The sequence below is a fragment of the Sphaerisporangium sp. NPDC005289 genome, assembly GCF_040607455.1.
GTDB classification, from domain to species: Bacteria; Actinomycetota; Actinomycetes; order Streptosporangiales; family Streptosporangiaceae; genus Sphaerisporangium; species Sphaerisporangium rhizosphaerae.
Genome location: NZ_JBEXGS010000021.1, coordinates 78800 through 98288 on the forward strand (window position 1 = coordinate 78800; position 19489 = coordinate 98288).

Below are 19489 nucleotides of genomic sequence, written 5' to 3' on the forward strand. Positions count from 1 at the left end.
TGACGTGGTGTGGTGGGCGTATCGGCGAGGCGGCCGGCCCGTGCGTGAGCACCGCCGGGCGGCGGGGGGATCGTGACCGTCGAGGCCGCGCGCTCGGCCGCGGCGTTGTCGCGTGCGGGGAGGTCATCGGGTCCACAGGGACTCCTGGACGGCGTGGACCACGGTCATCAGCTCGGGGGTGGCGCGGTCGGGCGGCCAGGTCAGGCCGTAGGTCAGGCGCAGCCGTCCGGCGGCCAGGGGGACGAAGCCGATGTCGGGCCGCCGGATGGAGGAGGCCACCAGGTGGGGTACCGGCAGCAGGCCGGCGCCGGCGGCCACCTGGTCGAGCAGGGCGGCGAAGTCGTCGATCTCCTCCCCCACGATGTGGTGCTGGTGGGGGCCGTGCAGGGCGGCGGCCAGTTGTGCCCACATGCCGCCGCGCGGCCGGTGGGCGGGCATGAGGATCTTGTGGGAGGCGAGTTGGGCGGGGCGGACGGCGGGGGCCGCGGCCAGGGGGTCGCCGGCCGGTACGGCCAGGTGGGCGACGGCGACGCTGAAGCGGGCGCCGGTGGTGTAGCCGGTGGGGAACGGCGCGCCGACCACGGCGGCCGCCGCCTCGCCCGCGGCCAGGGCCGCCATGGCGGCGCGGCGGCCGGCGGGGCGCAGTTGGAGTTGTACGGCGGGGCGGCGGCGGGCCAGTCGCCGGGCGGCTTGGGCGACCAGGGCGCCGGCCGGGGGTGCGTAGGCCAGGGTGATGAGCGTCCGGGGTGGCGTGGCCTGGCGGGCCGCCTCGGCGCGCAGGGCGGAGGCGGTCTCCAGCAGCGCTTCGGCGTAGGGCAGCAGGGCCGTGCCGGCCGGTGACAGGCGCACGTCGCGGCTGGTGCGTTCGAACAGTCGCACGCCGAGCGCCCGTTCGGCCCTGCCGATGGCCTGGCTGATCGCCGGTTGGGACAGTCCGAGGTCGGTGGCGGCACGGGAGAAGCTGAGGGTCTGGGCCACGCGGGCGAAGCAGCCGATCTCGCGCAGCGTCGGTGCCGGTTCCACCGCCCCAGTATGGCCGCCGCGCGCGCGTGGGGTGGTCAGGGCGGGGGAACCGTCGTTCAGGGCTGCTGGACGGTGATGGCGGCGCGGTGGCAGCGGGGTGTGTCGATCTCGTCGAGCAGCGCGATGGCGAAGTCGGCGTAGGTGATCCGGCCGGCGGGGTCGGCGTGCTCGGTGATCCGGTAGTGGCCGGTGGGGGTGCCGTGGTGGTCGAAGTCGCCGGTCGGGGCGACGTAGGCCCAGTCGAGGTCGCTGTTTCGCAGTTCGTGGAGGCCGGCGGCGTGGCCGAGGTAGAAGGAGCGGTACTCGTTGGGGTAGCCGGGTTGGTCCATGAGGGGGGCGCCGAAGGCTCCGGGCAGGATGGAGGCCAGGCCGACGACCACCAGGCGGCGCACGCCGGTGCGCGCGGCCGCCGTGGTCAGGGCGCGGGTGGCGGTGGTGAAGAAGTCGTGGGCGGGGGCCGACAGGTCCACCGCGGCACTGATGGCGGCGTCGTGCCCGGCGGCGGCGCGTTCGACGCTCGCCTGGTCGGTGACGTCGCCCGCCACCAGGTGTGCCTGGCGCAGGTCGGGGTGACTGTGCAGGTCGGGGTGGCCGTGCGGGTCGCGTACGGCGGCGGTGACGTGGTGGCCGCGGCGGGTGGCCTCGGCGACGGCCCGCCGTCCGGCCCGGCCGCCCGCTCCGAAGATCACGATGTTCATGGGATGCGCCCTTTCACCAGGGCCGGGCGGTTGTGCCCGGCCGGTTTCGTGGACGCTATCGGGGGGCCCGGTTTCCTCGGGGATACCGGTTATCGTGGGGCCATGAGGCAACCCCTGCCCGCCGACATGTTCGACGAGCTGTGCCCGTCGTCGCTGAATCCGATCCGGTTCGGGTTCGGCGACAAGTGGGCGGCGCTGGTGATCCGCTGTCTGCAGGACGGGCCGCGCCGGTTCTCTGAGCTGCGCGTGCCGCTCGGCCGGGTCACCGCCAAGGGTTTGACGCGGTCGCTGCGGTCGTTGGAGCGGGGTGGCCTGGTCCGGCGCACCGTTGTCGCCGGGGCGGGGTCGCGTGTGGAGTACGAGCTGACGCCGCTGGGCCGCAGCATGCTGGCGCCGATGGCGGCGGCGTGCGCGTGGGCCGAGGATCACTGGGATGAGCTGCTGGAGGCGCGCGAGTCCCATGACGCCGCTTCTCTGGACCGGGCCGGCTGATCTCGCTTTCCGGGGCGGGTGTGGCCGTCTTTGGGCGGCCGGATCACGCCCGGAAGCGATTACGCCCGACGGTCAGGCCGGGGTGTACACCAGCTCGAGGATTCCGGACGGGAAGGCCGTGCTCTTCACCAAGCGCAGGTTCACGGCCTGATCCAGCTCGGGGAACAGCGGCGCGCCCTTGCCGGTGACGGCGGGCAGCACCCACAGCCGGTACTCGTCGACCACGCCGAGCTTGATCAGGGAGTGCATGAACTCGGTGCCGCCGGCGGCGACGAGGTCCTTGCCGGGCTCGGCCTTGAGTTCGGCGATCTCCTCGGCGGTGTCACCGCCGGCGATCGAAGTTGCGACTCCGGCGACGCGGACGGCAGAGGCGCGGTCAGGTCGCGCTGGTCGCGCGGGTGCGGTGGCCGGACCAGGCCTGGCTGAGCTGGACGAGGCTGATCCCGAACATCAGCGCGCCGAGCGGGACGTGCAGGGTTTTCATGTGCGCGATGCCGAGCGCCACCTGCGCCAGCGTGAGGCCGAGGAACCCGGCCGTCTGCAGGATGGGCCGGGGTGAGCCGCCGCCGGGCCGCCAGGCCAAAATCGTGCCGGCCACGTTGATGACCGCCACGGTGAACATGGTGTACGCCCCGGCGCTGTGGAAGGTGTGCCCGCCGGGCAAGGACAGCAACAGCCCGGCGGTGATCGTCTGGACGAACAGGACAAGCGTTTGCAGGGTGATCGCGACACGCACGAACATGGGTGGCTCCTTGACGGCTGCGGACGGGTGAGACGGCGGCGATCGGCGCGCGCAAGAGTGTCTCAATGGCCCGACGACACAACCCCCGAGAATGTGAGGTGCCTGCCACGCCGCGGGCTCGGTCCGGGGTTCCGTCCGTCGTGGCGGCGGGATCGGCGCCGCCGGGGTGGGAGGGGACGCGCAGTCGGGGTGGGCGGAGTCGGTGGTACCGGCCGGCGAGCCGGGCGACCCGGCTGGGCCATGACCTCGATCACGCCGGAACTCCGGGATACGTGACCAGTAGCCGAGGCGGTCCGCGGTCAGATCGATAAGGACTATGAATAGGGTCCTTCGGAGTGCTTCGGGTTTTCACCGGGCGAATCGCCCAGGCGGCGCGGGCGTGCCGGCCCTCCCCCACCATCCGGGCCGGCGGCCTACGCGTTCACATGATCTATAAGTGTTGTCGATTGATCTGGCTGCGCCAGGAGTGAGATGGGCAGGATGCCGGAGGTCGTGCCGGACTCGTGAACCAGGAGCCACCAATGACAGCCCCCTTCCCCGCCTCCACCGTGCTCGGGTATCCCCGCATCGGCCCGGACCGGGAGCTCAAACGCGCCCTGGAGGCGTACTGGCGGCAGGACATCGGCCTGCGGGAGCTGCGCGCCACGGGCGCGGGCCTGCGCGAGCGGACCTGGCTGCGCCTGGCCGAGCTCGGCCTGGCCGCCCTGCCCTCCAACACCTTCTCCTTCTACGACCACGTCCTGGACACCGCGATCATGGTCGACGCGGTGCCCGGCCGTCATCGCCGCCCGCAGGCCGAGGACACCGCCTTCGCCATGGCGCGCGGCGACGAGCACGCCACCCCGCTGCGCATGACCAAGTGGTTCGACACCAACTACCACTACATCGTCCCGGAGATCGGCCCGGACACCGTCTTTCGCGCCGTGTGCGACAAGCCGGTGGCCGAGGTCCGCCAGGCCCGCGCTCTGGGTCTCACCACCCGGCCCGTCCTGCTCGGCCCGGTCACCTTCCTGCTGCTGTCGCAGCCCGGGCCCGGCGCCCCGGCCGGGTTCCGCCCGCTGGAGCGCCTGCGGGACCTGCTGGAGGTCTACGAGCGGGTGCTGTCGGCGCTGGCGGCCGAAGGCGTCCCATGGGTGCAGCTGGACGAACCGGCGCTGGTGGCCGACCGCACCCCCGCCGAGCTGACCGCCACCGGGGAGGCCTACCGGAGGCTCGGCGCCCTCACCGACCGTCCCGCGCTGCTGGTCGCCTCCGCCTACGGAGAGCTCGGCGCGGCGCTGCCCGTCCTGGCCGGCACCCCGGTCGAGGCGATCGGCCTGGACCTGGTGCGCGGAGCCGCCGGCCTGGACGCCGCGCTGCGGACGCCCGGACTGGCCGCCAAGACCGTGGTGGCCGGAGTGGTCGGCGGGCGTGAGGTGTGGCGCACCGACCAGCGGCGGGCCCTTGCCACCCTGCTGGCCCTGCGCCCCGCCGCCGCCCAAGTCGTGGTCTCCACGTCCTGCTCGCTGCTGCACCTGCCCTACGACGTCGAACGGGAAGACGGGCTGGACCCCCGGCTGCGCGCCCGCCTGGCCTTCGCCGAGCAGAAGGTCGCCGAGGTGGTCGAACTCGCCGGGCGCCTGGCCCGTACCCCCGCCGGCGCCCCCGCTCCCGACCGGCACGACCCCGCGTCCCGGCAGGCCGCGGCCGACCCCTCCCCCGTCCCTGCGGCGCCCGCCCGCAGCCCCTACCCGGTGCGCGCGGCGGCCCAGCAGGCCCATCTCGGGCTGCCGCCGCTGGCGACCACGACCATCGGCTCCTTCCCCCAGACCGGTGAGCTGCGCGCGGCCCGCGCCGCGCTGGCCGCCGGGCGCCTGAGCGTAGAGGACTACGAGGAGCGGGTGCGGCGGGAGATCCGCCAGGTGATCGGGCTGCAGGAGCGGCTCGGCCTGGACGTGCTGGTGCACGGGGAGCCCGAACGCAACGACATGGTGCAGTACTTCGCCGAGCACCTGGAGGGGTTCGCCGTCACCCGGCACGGCTGGGTCCAGTCCTACGGCTCGCGCTGCACGCGCCCGCCGATCTTGCACGGCGACGTGCGCCGTCCCGAGCCGATCACCGTGCGCTGGACCCGCTACGCCCAGTCGCTGACCACCCGGCCGGTCAAGGGCATGCTCACCGGCCCGGTCACCATCGCCGCCTGGTCGTTCGTCCGCGAGGACCTGCCGCTGGCCCGGGTGGTCGCCCAGATCGCCGACGCCGTCCGCCAGGAGGTGGCCGACCTGGAGGCCGCCGGCACCGCCGTCATCCAGGTCGACGAGCCCGCCCTGCGCGAGCTGATGCCGCTGCGCGCCGCCGGGCAGGCCGCCTACCTCGCGTGGGCCGTCGGCGCCTACCGGCGGGCGACCGGCGGCGCCGGTGACCGCACCCAGATCCACACCCACCTGTGCTACTCCGACGCCGGGCAGATCCTGCAGGCGATCGACGCGCTGGACGCCGACGTCACCACCGTGGAGTCGGCCCGCTCCCACGGGCGGCTGCTCGCCGAACCGGCCGTGGCCGCCTTCGCCCGCGGCCTGGGGCCGGGGGTGTACGACATCCACTCTCCGCGGGTGCCGGACGCCGCGGAGGTGGCCGGTGGGATCGAGGCGGCGCTGCGCGCGCTGCCGGCCGCCCAGGTGTGGGTCAATCCCGACTGCGGGCTGAAGACCCGCACCTACCGGCAGGTGGAGTCCGCGCTGGCCGCCATGGTCGAGGCCGCCCGCCAGGTCCGCGCCGCCGTCGTGCCGCTCTCGCGGGCGGGGGCCGGCGCGACGGCGGCCGGTCAGTCCGGGGCGGCTGCCCGGCCGCCTGCGGCGGGGGCCGGCGCCGAGCGTCGCTGACAGAGCCGGTGGCCTCGCGTGCGACCTGACGGGGCCGGGTGGTCGTGCGCGCCGGCGTCCCGGTCCCCCGTGTGGGCAGGGTTCGACCGGAGGTGAGGGGACCCGGCGGCCGGCCCTGCGAACGGGTGGGTGGGCCTGTCAGGCGGGGTGCCGGCGTTGGGCCTGCCAGGCGGGTGCCGGCGTCCGGCAGGACAGGTCGGTCGCCGGTCAGTCGCCGGTAGGGGTCAGGGCGCGCTGCATCAGCACGGTGTCGATCCAGCGGCCGTGCTTGTGGCCGACCTCCTTCAGCAGCCCCGCCCGGGTGAACCCGAACGCCTCGTGCAGCGCGATCGAGCCGGGGTCGCCGGTGTCGGCGATGACGGCCACCATCTGGCGGGCGCCCGCCCGGGCGCACCCGGACAGCAGCGGGCCCATCAGCGCCCGGCCGAGCCCTCGCCCGGTGTGGCCGGGGGCCAGGTAGATGCTGTCCTCGACGGTGTGCCGGTAGGCGGGCTTGGGCCGGAACGGCCCGGCGTAGGCGTACCCGGCCACCGTCCCGTCCAGTTCGGCCACCAGGAACGGCAGCGCGCGCCCGGCCAGGTCGTCCAGGCGCCGCCGCCAGTCCTCAAGACCCGGCGGCGTCTCCTCGAAGGTGGCGACGCCGCCCAGGACGTAGTGGGTGTAGATGGCCGCGACGGCCGGAAGGTCGCCGGGCGTCGCCGCCCGGATCGTCGCGTGTACCTCGGGCACGGCGCTCCCGCTCCTCACTTGACCGGACATCACAAACATGACCGATATAGCAGACGCGCGCGGGCCGGCCCGCACGCCCCACGACCGAGTGGTGGTCCTTCGTGGAACCTCCCGCCGGATACCCCCAGGCGGTGAGCAGGGAGACGGGTCACCGCGCCGCCTTCATGTCCGACCTGCGAGCGGCGTCGGCTCGCTATCCGAAGGATGCCGGACTGGCCGCACTGATCGATGAGCTCCTTGCCCGGAGCGGTGACTTCGCGGCGCTGTGGGACTCCGGGGTGGTAGGTGTGCACGCGCCCCTGACCAAGACGGTCCGGCACGCGAGTGTCGGAGAACTCACCCTCGACTGCGACATCCTCGCGGCGCTCGGCACCGATCTGCGGATCATGGCCTTCACCGTGGCGGAGGGTAGCCAGACCGCCGAGCGGCTGCGGCTACTGGAGGTCGTCGGCGTCCAGGGCTGACGGGCGTCGTCGCGTCCGGGCTTGACGGGCGCCGGAACGGACAGATGTGGGCCCGCAGCGCCGGGTCGGCCAGATAGCTGCGTCGGTGTCGCCGAGCGCGTCCACCTGATCCAGCCATCTCAGCTGCTCAAGGAAGCGCGACCAGGTGGCCCGCCGGGCGGGCTTCTTCAGCCGGTTGAACGTCGACTCGCCGTCCGGCCCAACAACGGGCAGACCTTCCATCCGGGCCTGGCCGGCCTCGCCCATCCGCCGCAGGATCGTGGCGAAGCCTGACGCTGGCGCACCAGCTTGCGATGCGCCTTCGCGCTGCCGGAAGAGCCATGGTCCGGCCAGACGTCCTCGGCCGACTCCAGGCAACGCCGGACGTGGTCGACCACCACCTCGGGGATCTCGTCCGGGGACCGGAAGCGCGCCATCTTCTGAGAACACTTCAACGCCAGCACCAGCGCAAAGCACGATTCGGGGCTGCCAGTGCGCTTTTCGGCCCAGGCCAACTCTTCCGGCGAGGGCGTGAAGAACACGTGCAGCACCCGCGCCGACGTCAGCCGCTTGAACTGCGGATAGGCGGTCCGCTCGATCCACGTCATCCCAGGGCCCTCCCTCGCCTCGATCCCGGCATCCAAGACGCCGGAACCGTAGCGACGCTCAACCCCCACCGGATGGCGTGTTCACCAAACCGCGACCAACCCCAGGCGGAGGGTCACATCATCGGACGAACGAGCCCTCTGAGCAGCGCCTCAACGCTCCACTATCCCTTTCTCCCGTACTTGGTCTGCTCCCCGGGGTGGGGGGCATCGTGCGCCAGGGCGGTGGTCAGGTCGGCGAGGTGCCGGGAGACCGGGCCCAGGGTGAGCAGCCCGCTGCCCGCGCCGGCCGACTCGGCCGCCGCCGGGGTGAGCTCGGCGATGGCGCGGCGCATCAACGGCCGATCACCCACGGCGGCGGCCGCGCGTGCGGCCAGGCACCACAGGGCCTCGAACAGCAGGTCGCGGGGCGGGTCGGGCATCTCGCGCAACGCCGCGGCGGCCTCCTGGCACCGGCCCTCGGCCACCAGGACCACCGGACGGGCCCAGGGAGCGTACGGGCCCCAGCCGGCGCGTTCGCCGACGGCCACAGGCGGCAACCCATGCCGCACGCGCAGGCACAGAAGCGCCAACGGCAGCAGTCCCCGCTCCAGCCCCGGCATCCCCGCGCCCTCCAGCCGGGTGGCGGCCCGCAGGTAGGCCGCCTCCACCTCGGCCACCGGCGCCTGCCCGGTCACATCCAGCCGCAGCGCCCGGTACCACTCGGTGAACACCCCCAGCAGCGGCAGTTCGTGGCGTTCGGCCAGGCGGTCCGCGGCGCGAGCGTGGGCGTCGGCCGCCGCGAAGTCGGCGAGCGCGCACCGGGCCTGCAGGCGGATGAGGTGCCCGAGCACCTCGTAGGTGACCAGGCCGTGCCGGGCCGCCAGGGTGACCAGTTCGGCGCCGATCTCGTCGCGGCGCGGCGCCAGCCCCGCACGCGTGAAACTCTGCATGAACGCGCCGTTGAGCGCGAAGGCCAGCAGGGCGGGATCGTCCAGACGGCGGGCGATCCGCTCGGCCTGGCGCGCGGCCTCGGGGCCCCGCGCCGCGCGGGTGCCGCGTGACTCCAGCGCGATCGTGGCCAGCAGACGGGCCCGGGCCGCCTCGTGCGCTCCCGGCGGCAGGGCGGCCAGCGTGCGCTCGGCCGCCGCCACGACCCGCGCCGCCTGCGGCGGGTCGTCCAGACGGGTCCAGATGGCCGGGACGTCATAGGCGCCTATGACCCGGGCGGTCAGCTCGGGGTCGCCCAGTTCCTCCGCCGCCGTCACGGCGGCCACCCGGTGCCTGCGGGCGGCCTGGAGGCCGCCGCCTCCGGTGACCGCGAGGCTGCGCAGCAGGCCCACCGTCGACTCCAGGCGGGCCCGGGCGCCGGAGGGCACGGCGCGGTCGTACACCGCGGCCGTCCGCGCCCACACCTCCGCCGCCGAGCCGGACACTCCCGGGTGATCGGGCGGCTCGGCCGCCCCGGCGGCGCCAACGGCCGCCCCGCCGGTCATCGCATCGGTCATCGCGATCGCATCGGACGCCGCATCGGACACCGCGTCAGGTGCCGCATCGAAGACCGGATCGGTGATCGCCGCAGGCGCCGCGCAGGGGACCGCGTCGAAGGGCTCGTCCGGGGCCGAGGGCGGCTCTTGCGGCGAACCGGGCGCTGGAGGCGCCGCCACGTCCAGGGCAGGTGGTGCGGGAGTGAGGTGGTCGGCCTGGTGGAGGATGTCGGCTTCGAGCCGGCGGAGCGCGGGGCCCGGGTCCACGCCGAGTTGCTCGATCAGCAGTGTGCGTGCCCGCCGCAGGACGGCCAGGGCGTCGCCTTGCCGGCCGGCGCGGTACAGCGCCAGGGCCAGCAGCCGCCAGGCGTCCTCGCGCCAGGGGTGCTCGGTCACGTGGGCGTCCAGATCGGGCACCGCCTCGGCGGCCGGCCCCAGCGCCAGGCGGGTCTCGGCCTGGCGTTCCACGGCGTGCAGCCGCAGCTCGGCCAGGCGGGCACGCTCGGCGCGGGCCCAGTGCTCGGCGGTGAAGTCGGCGTAGGCGGGGCCACGCCACCAGCCGAGCGCCTCCTCCAGCCGGACGAGAGCCTGCGTGGGGGGCAGCGTGGCGGCGGCGGCCACCGCCTGTTCGAAGCGCCAGGCGTCCACCGAACCGGGATCGGCGCGCAGCGCGTACCCCGGGCCCTCGGTGACCAGCAGCCGGGAGGGCGCGCGGGGCGGGCGTTCGGGCTCAAGGGCGCGGCGCAACGCGGCGACGAACGTGCGCACGGCGCCGACCGCGCCCGCGGGCGGGTCCTCCCACAGGTCGTCGACCAGATGGGTGACCGGGACGACGCGGCGGCGGGCGACGACCAGCCGGGCCAGCACCGCGCGGTGCCGGGGACCCTTCAGGGCGATCGCGGACCCAGCGCCGTCCCAGGCCGTCACCGGCCCGAGCACCCCGAACACGACCCGCACCTTCCGACCGTCCTTCCTTGGACATCCACCTGGCCTGGAATCTCCCGTCCTTCCAGGCGTCCGGCCCCCTCCGGGGGTGTCGCCCCTGGCCACGGTAGCGCGCTGACCGGATGCTCATCCGGGCCCGGCACGCTGGTCAGTGCCGGTCCCCCGGGGTGCGATCAGCCGAACGGGGTCCATCCCTCCGCGGATCGACCGGCACCCGTTCCACCCGGCGGCGGCCATCGCCCTCGCGGACCGATCGGCAGCGGGCCGATCGGCGGCCGCCGCGTGGACACGGCGTCCACCGTTCACCCCGACCGGCACCGGTCGTCAACAGAAAAGGGCTCGATCATGGTCCCTGTCATCTCCGGTTTCGACTACCAGCGCGTCCCCGTCGCCGACGGCGTCCATCTCAACGTCGCCGTCGGCGGCTCGGGCAGTCCCGTCGTGCTGCTGCACGGCTTCCCGCAGACCCATCTGATGTGGCGGCACGTCGCCGCCGACCTGGCGGCCGGCCACACCGTGATCTGTCCCGACCTGCGAGGTTACGGCGCCAGCGACAAGCCCGCCGAGACCGGCCCGGCCGTCTACGCCAAGCGCACCATGGCCGCCGACATCGTCGCCCTGGCCCGCGCGCTCGGTCACGAGCGTTTCGCGCTGGCCGGGCACGACCGCGGGGCGTTGGTCGCCTTCCGCGCCGGGCTCGACCACCCTCAGGCGATCACCCACCTGGCCTGCCTGGACGTGCTGCCGACCTTGGACATGTGGGAGGCGATGCACGGCGTCGGCGCCGCCGTCGGCTTCCACCTCTACCTGATGTCCCAGCCGCCCGGCCTGCCGGAGCGGATGATCGCCGGTGCCGCGGACGCGTTCTTCGGCCACTTCCTCGACATCTGGGCCGGCGACCCGGGGGCGATCCCGGCCGAGGTCCGCGCGGCCTACCTGGAGGCGTCCCGGGGCGCCGTCGACTCGATCGTGGCCGACTACCGCGCCTCCGCCGGCATCGATGTCGCCCACGACCAGGCCGATCGGGACGCCGGTCACCGGCTGGGGATGCCGGTCGCCGTGCTTCAGCAGGACTGGGGGGCCGCGCTGGGATTCGACGCGGCGGCCCTGTGGGGCGCCTGGGCCGCCGACCTGCGGCACAGCACGGTCGGCTGGGGCCACTTCATGGCCGAGGAGGCCCCCGCCGGCGTCGCCGGGGCGCTGCGCGATCTGCTGTTGCGCTGACCGGCGGGACCGGTTCGCGCGCGCGGCGGCGAGGACGGGGGCGGGACGGCGGTGCCCGGCCGGTCAGCCGGTGAAGTCGGCCACGTGGTCGCCCACCCAGGTGGCGAAGGTGCGAGGGGTGTGGCCGGTGAGCCGTTCGACGGCGTCGGTGAGGGGGACGGGACGGCCGTCGTAGGAGCGCCAGAAGTCGACCAGGGCGTCGGCGTAGGGGCCGGGGATGTGCTCGGACATCTCACGCTTCCACTCTTGGGGACTGACGTGCGCGATCGTGGCGGACCGGCCGGTGATCGCGCCGATCATGTCGAGTTGCCGGCGGAAGGTGAGCGACTGCGGGCCGGTCAGGTGGAAGTGCCCGCCCCGGTGGCGCGGGTCGGTGAGCACCGTGCGGGCGGCCTCGGCCAGGTCGCGTTCGTGCAGAGGGTCGGTGTGGGCGTCGGGGTAGGGCAGGCTGACCGGGCGGCCGGCCCTGATGGGCCAGGACCACGCGGCGGCGTTGGAGGCGAACGAGCCCGGGCGCAGGAGCGTGGTGGCGATCGGCGCGGCCAGCAGGGCGGTCTCCACGTCAAGGTGCGCCCTCGCCAGCGGGTCGCCGGCGGCGCCCGGTCCGAGGACCGAGGCGGAGGACAGCAGGACGATGTGCTGGACGCCGGCGGTGACGGCGGCGTCGACGAACTCGCCGATGCGGGCGGCCTCGGCGTACAGGAAGACCGCGCCGACGCCGGACAGTGCGGCGGGGAAGGTGGCCGGATCCCGCAGGTCGCAGGCGATGGCCGGGACTCCGGCGGGGACCCGCAGCCGTTCGGGGGCGCGGGAGGCGACGCGCACGGGGTGCCCGCCGGCGTGCAGCAGGGCCAGCAGGTGGGTGGCGACCGCGCCGCGGCCGCCGGTGAGAAGGATCGTGGAGGTGTTCTCGGACATGACGAAGCACGCTCTCTCGTGAGAGATCAGACGGCCCGTCAAAGGGAGCCGCCGTGCCGGCCGGATGTCCCGACACGCCCGCGAACGGGCGCCGCACCTTACGCGGCAGAACCTACCACGCCCCCGCCCCTGGCCACCCGGGGCCGGCCCGGCGGCCGCCTGTGCATGCGGGAGGTGCTCTCTGGGTCAAGGTGCTGTGGGAACCGCCGCGGCGGTCGCCGAGATGGTGGACCACGGCACACTACCTGCTGTGCGTTCCTCTGCGTTGATCTCTGTGACCCCTCTCCTGCCGGTGGTCCTCATCGCCCTGGTCGTGACGGGCGCCCTGGCGGCCTGGCTCGGCCGGCTCGGACATGGACGAGCGGTCCTCACCGCCTGCCTGCGGGCGGCCGCCCAACTCGGCGCGGTATCGGTGCTGATCGCCTGGGTGGTCGCCTCCTTCACGGCCGCGGCGGGGTTCGTCGTGCTCATGTACGGCGTGGCCGCATTCACCGCGGGCCGGCGCATCACTCGCGGCCGGAAGGCATGGTGGGCGGCGGTGCCGATCGCGGCGGGCGCCGCGCCGGTGCTGTCGATGCTCGCCGCGAGCGGGACGATCTCCATGGACGGCATCGTGGTGATCCCGATCGCGGGGATCGTACTGGGTGGCTGTCTGACCGCTACCTCCCTCGCCGGACGCCGAGCCGTGGAGGAGCTGGTCCAGCGAAGAGGAGAAGTGGAGGCGGCGCTGGCGCTGGGCTTCCTCCCCAGGGAGGCGGCGGTGGAGATCTGCCGCCCGGCGGCGGCCCAGGCGCTGCTACCCGCGCTGGATCAGACCCGGACCGTGGGGCTGGTCACTCTTCCTGGCGCCTTCGTGGGGGTGCTGCTCGGTGGGGCGAGCCCGGTCGAGGCCGGAGTCGTGCAACTCGTTGTCCTGGTGGCTCTGCTGGCCGCCGAGGCGGTGGCGATCCTGGTGACGACCGAGATGGTCGCGCGTGGGTGCTTTACGTGAGCCACCCGCCTCTCGCGTCCTCGCCAACACCCTCGACTCCTACCTGATGCGCATCCGCCGAAAACTCGCCGAAATCGGACACCCGTCGGCGATCGTCACGGTCCGCGGCGTGGGCTACACGGCCACGTGATCCGCCGCAAACCGGTCGCCGCGGCGACCGTCACCCTCGCCGTGGCGCTGCTGACTCTGACGGCGCGACGGTGGCCTGGTCGAACTGCGCCTCCCCGCCGCCTGACCGTCTGTACGCGTCCCCCTTGCGGATCCGTGCGGCGACGGCCACCTGGTTCGCGGCGCGCATCGACCGCCGAAGCGCACGACGATCCTGACGGCGACCGGACACGATGGACGGCCGGAGAGCCGGCTCCGCGACGATCGCGTGGCGCGATGGATTGACTACCGTAAGTAGTATCGCTGCCATGGGAACGGTTCTCGGCTTTCTGAGCCGCCGATCCGGCGCTCGTCTTCAGTGGCGCTGGGTCGGCTGGCTGGGGCTCATTCTCGGCGCGTGCGCCGCCGGGGAGGTGGCCGAGCCGATACTGCCCGCGCCTCATCTGCTGGTCCCGCTGCTGGCCGGGCTGGCTCTGGCCGTCAGCGGGCTCACCGCCGACCAGGTTCCCGGCCGTCTCAACCGCGGCTGCCAAGCCGTCCTCGGGGTACTGATGGGTGGCTATCTCGACCCCCACACCGCACATCAGGCCGCGGCCGAGGTCCTTCCGCTGGCCGCTGTCACCACGGTCACCATCGGGCTCAGCCTGGCCGCCGCCGCGATCATGGCGCGTACGGGCCGCATCGACCGCGCGAGCGCGACTCTCGGCATGGTCGCCGGCGGCTCGGCCGCAGTGATCTCCAGCGCGGCCGACTTCGACGCCGATCCGCGGATCGTCGCATTCCTGCAGTATCTGCGCGTCGCTCTGGTCGCCACCACCGCCCCTGTCCTGGTGCACTGGTTGCTCGCCCCCCACCCGGCGGCAGGCACCGCCGCAGTGGCCCATCCGTCGGCCTGGAGCCTGGTCACCGGCGGTGATCAAGGCATCGGGCTGGTTCTGCTGGCCGCCGTCGCACTCACCGGCACCCTGACCGGCCGCGGTCTTCGCCTGCCGAGCCCCGCCCTGCTCGGCCCGATGCTTTTGACCGCCGCCATCACCGCCAGCGGCGCCCTCAGCGGTTTCACCCCGACCGGCCCTCTGCGAACCGCTGTGTTCACCATCGTCGGCCTGGACATCGGCCTGCGCTTCACCCGCCCCACCCTGGCACACATGCGGCGCCTGCTGCCGCTGGCCTTGGCCTGCACCATGTCGATCATGGCGGTCTGCGCCGTTCTGGCCTGGCTGCTCTCGGTGATGGCACACATCCCCTTCACCGACGCCTACCTCGCCACCACCCCCGGCGGCGTCAACGCCGTCCTCACCACCGCCGCCGCCACCCACGCCGACGTCTCCCTGATCTCGAGCGTGCAGAGCCTGCGGCTGTTCGCCATGGTCCTGCTCGCGCCCCTGTTCATCCGCCTGACCATCTCTCGGCCGCCCCGCCCCGGGCCCACCACCGGACATCGGCATGCCGGTAACCGGCGAACCGGTGGATCCGGTCGTCCCACCGGCTGAAGTCAGGGGCCGGTCGAAGATCCAAGCGCGACGCGGCGGGTGTGACTCCCCTCAGGCGGGTGGGGCGGCGAGCATGGCGTGGGTGGCCTCTTCGACGATCTGGCGCATGAACCGCTCGGCGGTGGCGGCGTCGCCCGCCTGCACCGCCTGGGCGACCTCGGCGTGCCAGCGGATCGCCGCCGGCTCGGGGTGGGCGGGCATCAGGTGGTGGTGGGTGCGGCCGGCGAGCACCTCGGCGACCACGTCGGCCAGGGCCGCGAGCATCTCGTTGCCGCAGGCCTCCAGCAGGGTGCGGTGGAACAGGATGTCGGCCCGCAGGTAGGACTCCAGGTCGCCGGACCTGCCGTGCACGGCCATGCTCATGACCGCGCCGGTGAGCAGCCCGCACTGCTCGGGGGTGGCGTTGCGGGCGGCCAGCGCGGCGGCCACCGGTTCGACGCCGCGGCGCAGCTCGCCCAGGGAGCGCAACTGCCCGTCGCGGTCGCCGCCGGACAGCCGCCAGCGGATGATGCGCGGGTCGAACAGGTTCCAGCGGGCGCGCGGGGCGACGGTGACCCCGACGCGGCGCCGGCTGGACACAAGGCCCATCGACTCCAGCACCCGGATGGCCTCGCGGACCACCGATCGGGAGACCCCGAAGCGGTGTTCGAGCTGCTCGATGCGCAGCACGTGGCCGGCGGGGAGCGCGCCGGAGGTGATCTGGACGCCGAGGCCGTCCAGGACGCTGCCGTGCAGACCGCTATTGGTCTGGTCTTTGGCTCCCACGGCCGCCAATCCTCCCACGGGAAGGCCTCCGGGCCGCACCACCGCCAGTAAAGTATGACTAATTAGCACCTGACTCTTGATTAAGGATGATTATTCGTGACAGGCTGTGCGACAGCCCGTTCGAGAGGCCCGTCATGAACCCCACAGATCCTCCGCCCCCGACTTCCCCCGGCCCCGCGGCGCAAACCCCGCCGCTGCTGGTCGTCATGGGGGTCACCGGCTCGGGTAAGACGACCGTCGGCGCCGCGCTGGCCCAGCGCCTGCGGGTGCCGTTCGCCGACGCCGACGACTTCCACAGCCCCGCCAGCATCGCCAAGATGTCGGCGGGCATCCCGTTGGACGACGACGACCGGCTGCCATGGCTGCGCGCGATCGGCGCCTGGCTGGCCGCGCACGCCGCCGGCGGCGGCGTGGTGAGCTGCTCGGCGCTCAAGCGCTCCTACCGTGACGTGCTTCGCGAATCGGCGCCGCAGGTCTGCTTCGTCCACCTGGCCGGAGACCAGCAGGTCGTGAGCCGGCGGGTGGCCGGGCGGCCCGGGCACTTCATGCCCGCCTCCCTGGTCGCCTCCCAGTTCGCGACCCTGGAGCCGCTGCGGCCCGACGAGCACGGTGTCGTGCTCGACCTGACCCACGACGTCGACCGGCTCGTGGAGGACTACCTCGCCGCCGCCTCCCCCGGCGGCGCGCCACCGCCCGCCGACCCCGGTGGTGCCGCGGGCCGCGGAGAACGGTCATGAACGCCACACTGCTCGCGCTGGCCCCCGCCGGCGGCGCCGCGGTGCCGGCCGGACGCCTGCTGCCGGCCGCGCTGATCGGCATCGCCGTGATCGTGCTGCTGATCACGCGCTTCAAGCTGCACCCGTTCCTCAGCCTGACCATCGGCTCCCTGGTCGTCGGCGCCGTCGCCGGCCTCGCCATGTCGGATGTGATCACCAGCTTCACCGACGGCTTCGGCAGCACGGCGGCCGGCGTCGGCACGCTGATCGCGCTGGGGGCGATGTTCGGCCGGCTGCTGGCCGACTCCGGCGGCGCCGACGAGATCGTCGACACCATCGTCGGCCGCTCCAGCCCCCGCACCCTGCCCTGGGCGATGGCGGCGGTGGGCGCCATCATCGGCCTGCCGATGTTCTTCGAGATCGGGCTCGTGCTGCTGATGCCGGTGATCTTTCTGGTGTCGCGCCGCTCGGGCCTGCCGCTGATCAGGGTCGGCATCCCGGCCCTTGCCGGACTGTCGGTCATGCACGGCCTGGTGCCGCCGCACCCGGGGCCGCTGGTCGCCATCGACGCGCTCAAAGCCGACCTCGGCCTGACCCTGGGCCTCGGCGTGCTGGTCGCGCTGCCCACCGTGGCCATCGCCGGCCCGCTGTTCGCTCGCTACGCCTCCCGCTGGGTGCAGGTGCCGGCGCCTGAGCTGTACGACGCGCGCGAGCAGGAGCCGTCCGCGCGGCGGCCCTCGTTCGGGGTGACCGTGGCCACCGTGCTGCTGCCGGTGGTGCTGATGATGGGCAAGGCCGTCGCCGACCTGCTGGCCGCCAAGGGCACCGCGGTGCGCACCGCGCTGGACTTCCTGGGCACGCCGCTGGTCGCGCTGCTCATCGCGGTCATCGTGGCGATCTTCACGCTGGGACGCGGCGGCGCGATGGACCGCAAGGCGATCACCGCGTCGCTGGAGGCCTCGCTGCCGCCGATCGCCGGCATCCTGCTCATCGTCGCGGCCGGCGGCGGGTTCAAGCAGACGCTGGTCGACACCGGCATCGGCAAACTGGTGGCCGACTGGGTGCAGCACAGCGGCCTTTCGGTGCTGCTGCTGGCCTGGCTGGTCGCGGTGCTGATCCGCCTTGCCACCGGGTCGGCGACGGTGGCGACCGTCACCGCCTCGGGCATCCTGGCCCCGCTGGTCACCACGCTGGGTCCCGGGCAGACCTCGCTGCTGGTGCTGGCGATCGGCGCGGGGTCGCTGTTCTTCTCCCACGTCAACGACGCCGGATTCTGGCTGGTGAAGGAGTACTTCGGGCTGAGCGTCGGCCAGAACCTCAAGACCTGGTCGGCGATGGAGACGGTGATCTCGGTGGTCGGCCTGCTGCTGGTGCTGGCCCTGGACCTGGTCGTGTGACCGCGGCGCCGCCGACCCCCGCGTCCGCGGCGAGGGGGCCGGTGGCCGTGGTGCCCGGGCGCCGCGGGTGCGGCGAGCGCCGCTCGGGTGGGCCCGGCACCTGCTAGCCTCACAGGCGTTCGCCTCCTTTTATGAACATTCGTCCTGTTCGTAGAGGGGCGAAGCGTAGTCAGGTGACGGACGGCTGATAGGGGCGAGGAGCCGGTGGAGATCGAGCAGACCGCACTCCCGGGGATAGGGCTCAAACACGAGTTCACCACCCAGCACGGCCGCAGGATCGCGGTGGTGTCCCACCGCAGCGGCCGCCGGGATCTGGTCATCTACGACCGGCACGACCCCGACCGGGCGTGTGAGGCCATCCAGCTCAACGACGAGGAGGCCGACGCCCTGGTCGAGCTGCTCGGCGCCCCGCGCATCGTCCAGCGGCTCAACGCCCTGCACCGCGAGGTCGAAGGGCTGGTCAGCGTCCAGCTTCCCCTGGCCGAGGACTCCCCCTACGCGGGACGGCCGATGGGACAGGCGCGCGTGCGCTCCCGCACCGGCGCCTCCATCGTGGCGGTCGTGCGGGGCGGGCAGGTGCACACCAGTCCCACCCCCGACTTCCCGCTCGCCGGCGGCGACGTGGTGGTCGTCGTCGGAGACCTGGAGAGCACCGCCGCCGTCGCCGACATCCTCGCCGGCGGATAGGCCGGCGTGCACACCGCGAGCCTTTTCATCGAACTCGGCGGCACCGTACTTGTCCTCGGCGTGCTCGGCGCCCTGGCGCTGCGCGCCGGCATCTCCCCCATTCCGCTGTACCTGCTGGCCGGGCTGGCGTTCGGCCAGGGCGGCATCCTGCCCCTGGCCACCAGCGAGGACTTCATCGCCGTCGGCGCCGAGATCGGCGTGGTCCTGCTGCTGCTCACCCTCGGCCTTGAGTACAACGCCGACGAGCTGATGGCCAGCCTGCGCGGCAACGCCCGCGGCGGGCTGTTCGACCTGGTGCTCAACGCCGCGCCGGGCGCGGTGGTCGCGCTGCTGCTGGGCTGGGGCCCGGTGGCGGCCGTGGCGATGGCCGGGGTCACCTACGCCACCTCCTCGGGCATCACCGCCAAAGTGCTGTCCGACCTCGGCTGGATCGGCAACCGGGAGACCCCCGTGGTGCTGTCGCTGCTGGTGTTCGAGGATCTGACGATGGCGTTGTACCTGCCGGTGCTGACCGCCATCCTGGCCGGGGTGAGCCTGGCCGCCGGCGCGGTCACCGTGGCGATCGCCCTGGGCACGGCCGGGGTGGTGCTGCTGGTGGCCCTGCGCTTCGGCCGTCTCATCGAGACCTTCGTCGCCAGCCCCAACTCCGAGGTGCTGCTGCTGAAGGTGATGGGCCTGGCGCTGCTGGTCGCCGGCGTCGCCCAGCAGCTCCAGGTGTCGGCGGCGGTCGGGGCGTTCCTGGTCGGCATCGCGCTGTCGGGCGAGCTGGCCCACGAGGCCCGGGCGCTGCTGATCCCGCTGCGCGACCTGTTCGCCGCGGTGTTCTTCGTGTTCTTCGGGCTGCAGACCAACCCGGCGGCGATCTGGCCGATGGCCGGGCTGGCGGCCCTGCTGGCCGTGGTCAGCATGGCCACCAAGCTGGCCACCGGCGCCTACGCCGCCCGGCGGGCCGGCGTCGCCAGGGCCGGGCAGGCCCGGGCCGGGATCGCGCTGATCCCGCGCGGGGAGTTCAACATCGTCATCGCCGGCCTTGCGGTGGCGGCCGGCGCCCACCGCGACCTCGGGCCGCTGGCGGCCGGGTACGTGCTCATCCTGGCGGCCTTCGGCCCGCTGGCCGCGCGCCTGCTGCAGCCCCTCATCAGCGCCATCGCCCGCCGCGCCGCCTGAACACCTGCCGCCGCGCGCG

19 protein-coding genes and 1 pseudogene are annotated in these 19489 nt (G+C 73.8%); 11 read left to right on the forward strand and 9 right to left on the reverse strand.

Annotation, left to right across the window (positions count from 1 at the left end; all coding sequences use genetic code 11):
* Positions 1-123: 123 nt before the first annotated feature.
* Both ABZT47_RS30075 and ABZT47_RS30080 read right to left on the reverse strand, forming a co-directional pair.
* On the reverse strand, positions 124-1023 hold the full coding sequence (locus ABZT47_RS30075; protein ID WP_354849394.1) for a LysR family transcriptional regulator: 900 nt from the start codon (positions 1021-1023) through the stop codon (positions 124-126).
* 56 nt (positions 1024-1079) lie between these two features.
* On the reverse strand, positions 1080-1721 hold the full coding sequence (locus ABZT47_RS30080; protein WP_354849396.1) for an NAD(P)H-binding protein: 642 nt from the start codon (positions 1719-1721) through the stop codon (positions 1080-1082).
* A 102-nt stretch (positions 1722-1823) separates the two neighbouring features.
* On the opposite strand from ABZT47_RS30080, the gene ABZT47_RS30085 reads away from it, so the two are divergent.
* Entirely contained in the window at positions 1824-2213 is a 390-nt protein-coding gene (locus ABZT47_RS30085) for a helix-turn-helix domain-containing protein (protein ID WP_354849399.1), read from the forward strand.
* A gap of 72 nt (positions 2214-2285) precedes the next feature.
* On the opposite strand, the gene ABZT47_RS30090 is transcribed toward ABZT47_RS30085, so the two are convergent.
* Both ABZT47_RS30090 and ABZT47_RS30095 read right to left on the reverse strand, forming a co-directional pair.
* Positions 2286-2549: a dihydrofolate reductase family protein gene (locus ABZT47_RS30090; protein ID WP_354849628.1), complete on the reverse strand. Its 264-nt coding sequence runs from the start codon at positions 2547-2549 to the stop codon at positions 2286-2288.
* A 40-nt stretch (positions 2550-2589) separates the two neighbouring features.
* Positions 2590-2955 carry a hypothetical protein gene (locus ABZT47_RS30095; protein WP_354849402.1) on the reverse strand — a complete coding sequence of 122 codons (366 nt, stop codon included), beginning with the start codon at positions 2953-2955 and terminating at the stop codon, positions 2590-2592.
* Positions 2956-3476: 521 nt separating this feature from the next.
* Between ABZT47_RS30095 and metE the strand changes: the two genes are divergently transcribed.
* Positions 3477-5816, forward strand: coding sequence for a 5-methyltetrahydropteroyltriglutamate--homocysteine S-methyltransferase (metE, locus tag ABZT47_RS30100; protein WP_354849404.1), 2340 nt, complete (start codon positions 3477-3479; stop codon positions 5814-5816).
* Positions 5817-6023: 207 nt separating this feature from the next.
* Here metE and ABZT47_RS30105 read toward each other — a convergent pair whose 3' ends face one another.
* Positions 6024-6545, reverse strand: a complete 522-nt coding sequence (locus ABZT47_RS30105) for an N-acetyltransferase family protein (RefSeq protein ID WP_354849407.1) — start codon at positions 6543-6545, stop codon at positions 6024-6026.
* A gap of 83 nt (positions 6546-6628) precedes the next feature.
* Here ABZT47_RS30105 and ABZT47_RS30110 point away from each other — a divergent pair.
* Positions 6629-7009: pseudogene (locus ABZT47_RS30110) on the forward strand (transcriptional regulator); the annotation flags it as partial.
* Positions 7010-7176: 167 nt separating this feature from the next.
* Here ABZT47_RS30110 and ABZT47_RS30115 read toward each other — a convergent pair.
* Both ABZT47_RS30115 and ABZT47_RS30120 read right to left on the reverse strand, forming a co-directional pair.
* On the reverse strand, positions 7177-7596 hold the full coding sequence (locus tag ABZT47_RS30115; RefSeq protein ID WP_354849410.1) for a DUF4158 domain-containing protein: 420 nt from the start codon (positions 7594-7596) through the stop codon (positions 7177-7179).
* A 161-nt stretch (positions 7597-7757) separates the two neighbouring features.
* Positions 7758-10016, reverse strand: a complete 2259-nt coding sequence (locus ABZT47_RS30120; protein ID WP_354849413.1) for a BTAD domain-containing putative transcriptional regulator — start codon at positions 10014-10016, stop codon at positions 7758-7760.
* A gap of 333 nt (positions 10017-10349) precedes the next feature.
* Here ABZT47_RS30120 and ABZT47_RS30125 point away from each other — a divergent pair, with 333 nt between their 5' ends.
* Entirely contained in the window at positions 10350-11228 is an 879-nt protein-coding gene (locus ABZT47_RS30125; protein ID WP_354849416.1) for an alpha/beta fold hydrolase, read from the forward strand.
* A 63-nt stretch (positions 11229-11291) separates the two neighbouring features.
* On the opposite strand, the gene ABZT47_RS30130 is transcribed toward ABZT47_RS30125, so the two are convergent.
* Complete coding sequence (locus tag ABZT47_RS30130) at positions 11292-12146, reverse strand: NAD(P)H-binding protein (protein WP_354849419.1); 855 nt, start codon at positions 12144-12146, stop codon at positions 11292-11294.
* Positions 12147-12420: 274 nt separating this feature from the next.
* Here ABZT47_RS30130 and ABZT47_RS30135 point away from each other — a divergent pair, with 274 nt between their 5' ends.
* From ABZT47_RS30135 to ABZT47_RS30145, 3 genes are all read left to right on the forward strand, one after another.
* Entirely contained in the window at positions 12421-13137 is a 717-nt protein-coding gene (locus ABZT47_RS30135) for an ABC transporter permease (RefSeq protein ID WP_354849422.1), read from the forward strand.
* The gene (locus ABZT47_RS30140) at positions 13121-13267 is read left to right on the forward strand and encodes a winged helix-turn-helix domain-containing protein (RefSeq protein ID WP_354849425.1); all 147 of its coding nucleotides are present in this window, start codon (positions 13121-13123) and stop codon (positions 13265-13267) included. Before ABZT47_RS30135 ends, ABZT47_RS30140 begins: the two co-directional genes overlap by 17 nt.
* A 286-nt stretch (positions 13268-13553) precedes the next feature.
* Positions 13554-14738, forward strand: coding sequence for an AbrB family transcriptional regulator (locus ABZT47_RS30145; protein WP_354849428.1), 1185 nt, complete (start codon positions 13554-13556; stop codon positions 14736-14738).
* A 51-nt stretch (positions 14739-14789) separates the two neighbouring features.
* Here the strand turns inward: ABZT47_RS30145 and ABZT47_RS30150 are convergent, their stop codons facing one another.
* Positions 14790-15503, reverse strand: coding sequence for an FCD domain-containing protein (locus ABZT47_RS30150; protein ID WP_354849431.1), 714 nt, complete (start codon positions 15501-15503; stop codon positions 14790-14792).
* Between the two features lie 134 nt (positions 15504-15637).
* Between ABZT47_RS30150 and ABZT47_RS30155 the strand changes: the two genes are divergently transcribed.
* The 4 genes from ABZT47_RS30155 (at position 15638) to ABZT47_RS30170 (ending at position 19470) form a co-directional block, all read left to right on the forward strand.
* Positions 15638-16240, forward strand: a complete 603-nt coding sequence (locus ABZT47_RS30155) for a gluconokinase (RefSeq protein WP_354849433.1) — start codon at positions 15638-15640, stop codon at positions 16238-16240.
* The gene (locus tag ABZT47_RS30160) at positions 16237-17616 is read left to right on the forward strand and encodes a gluconate:H+ symporter (RefSeq protein WP_354849436.1); all 1380 of its coding nucleotides are present in this window, start codon (positions 16237-16239) and stop codon (positions 17614-17616) included. Before ABZT47_RS30155 ends, ABZT47_RS30160 begins: the two co-directional genes overlap by 4 nt.
* A gap of 204 nt (positions 17617-17820) precedes the next feature.
* Complete coding sequence (locus tag ABZT47_RS30165) at positions 17821-18303, forward strand: cation:proton antiporter regulatory subunit (protein WP_354849439.1); 483 nt, start codon at positions 17821-17823, stop codon at positions 18301-18303.
* Positions 18304-18309: 6 nt separating this feature from the next.
* Positions 18310-19470, forward strand: a complete 1161-nt coding sequence (locus ABZT47_RS30170; protein ID WP_354849442.1) for a cation:proton antiporter — start codon at positions 18310-18312, stop codon at positions 19468-19470.
* Positions 19471-19489: the final 19 nt, after the last annotated feature.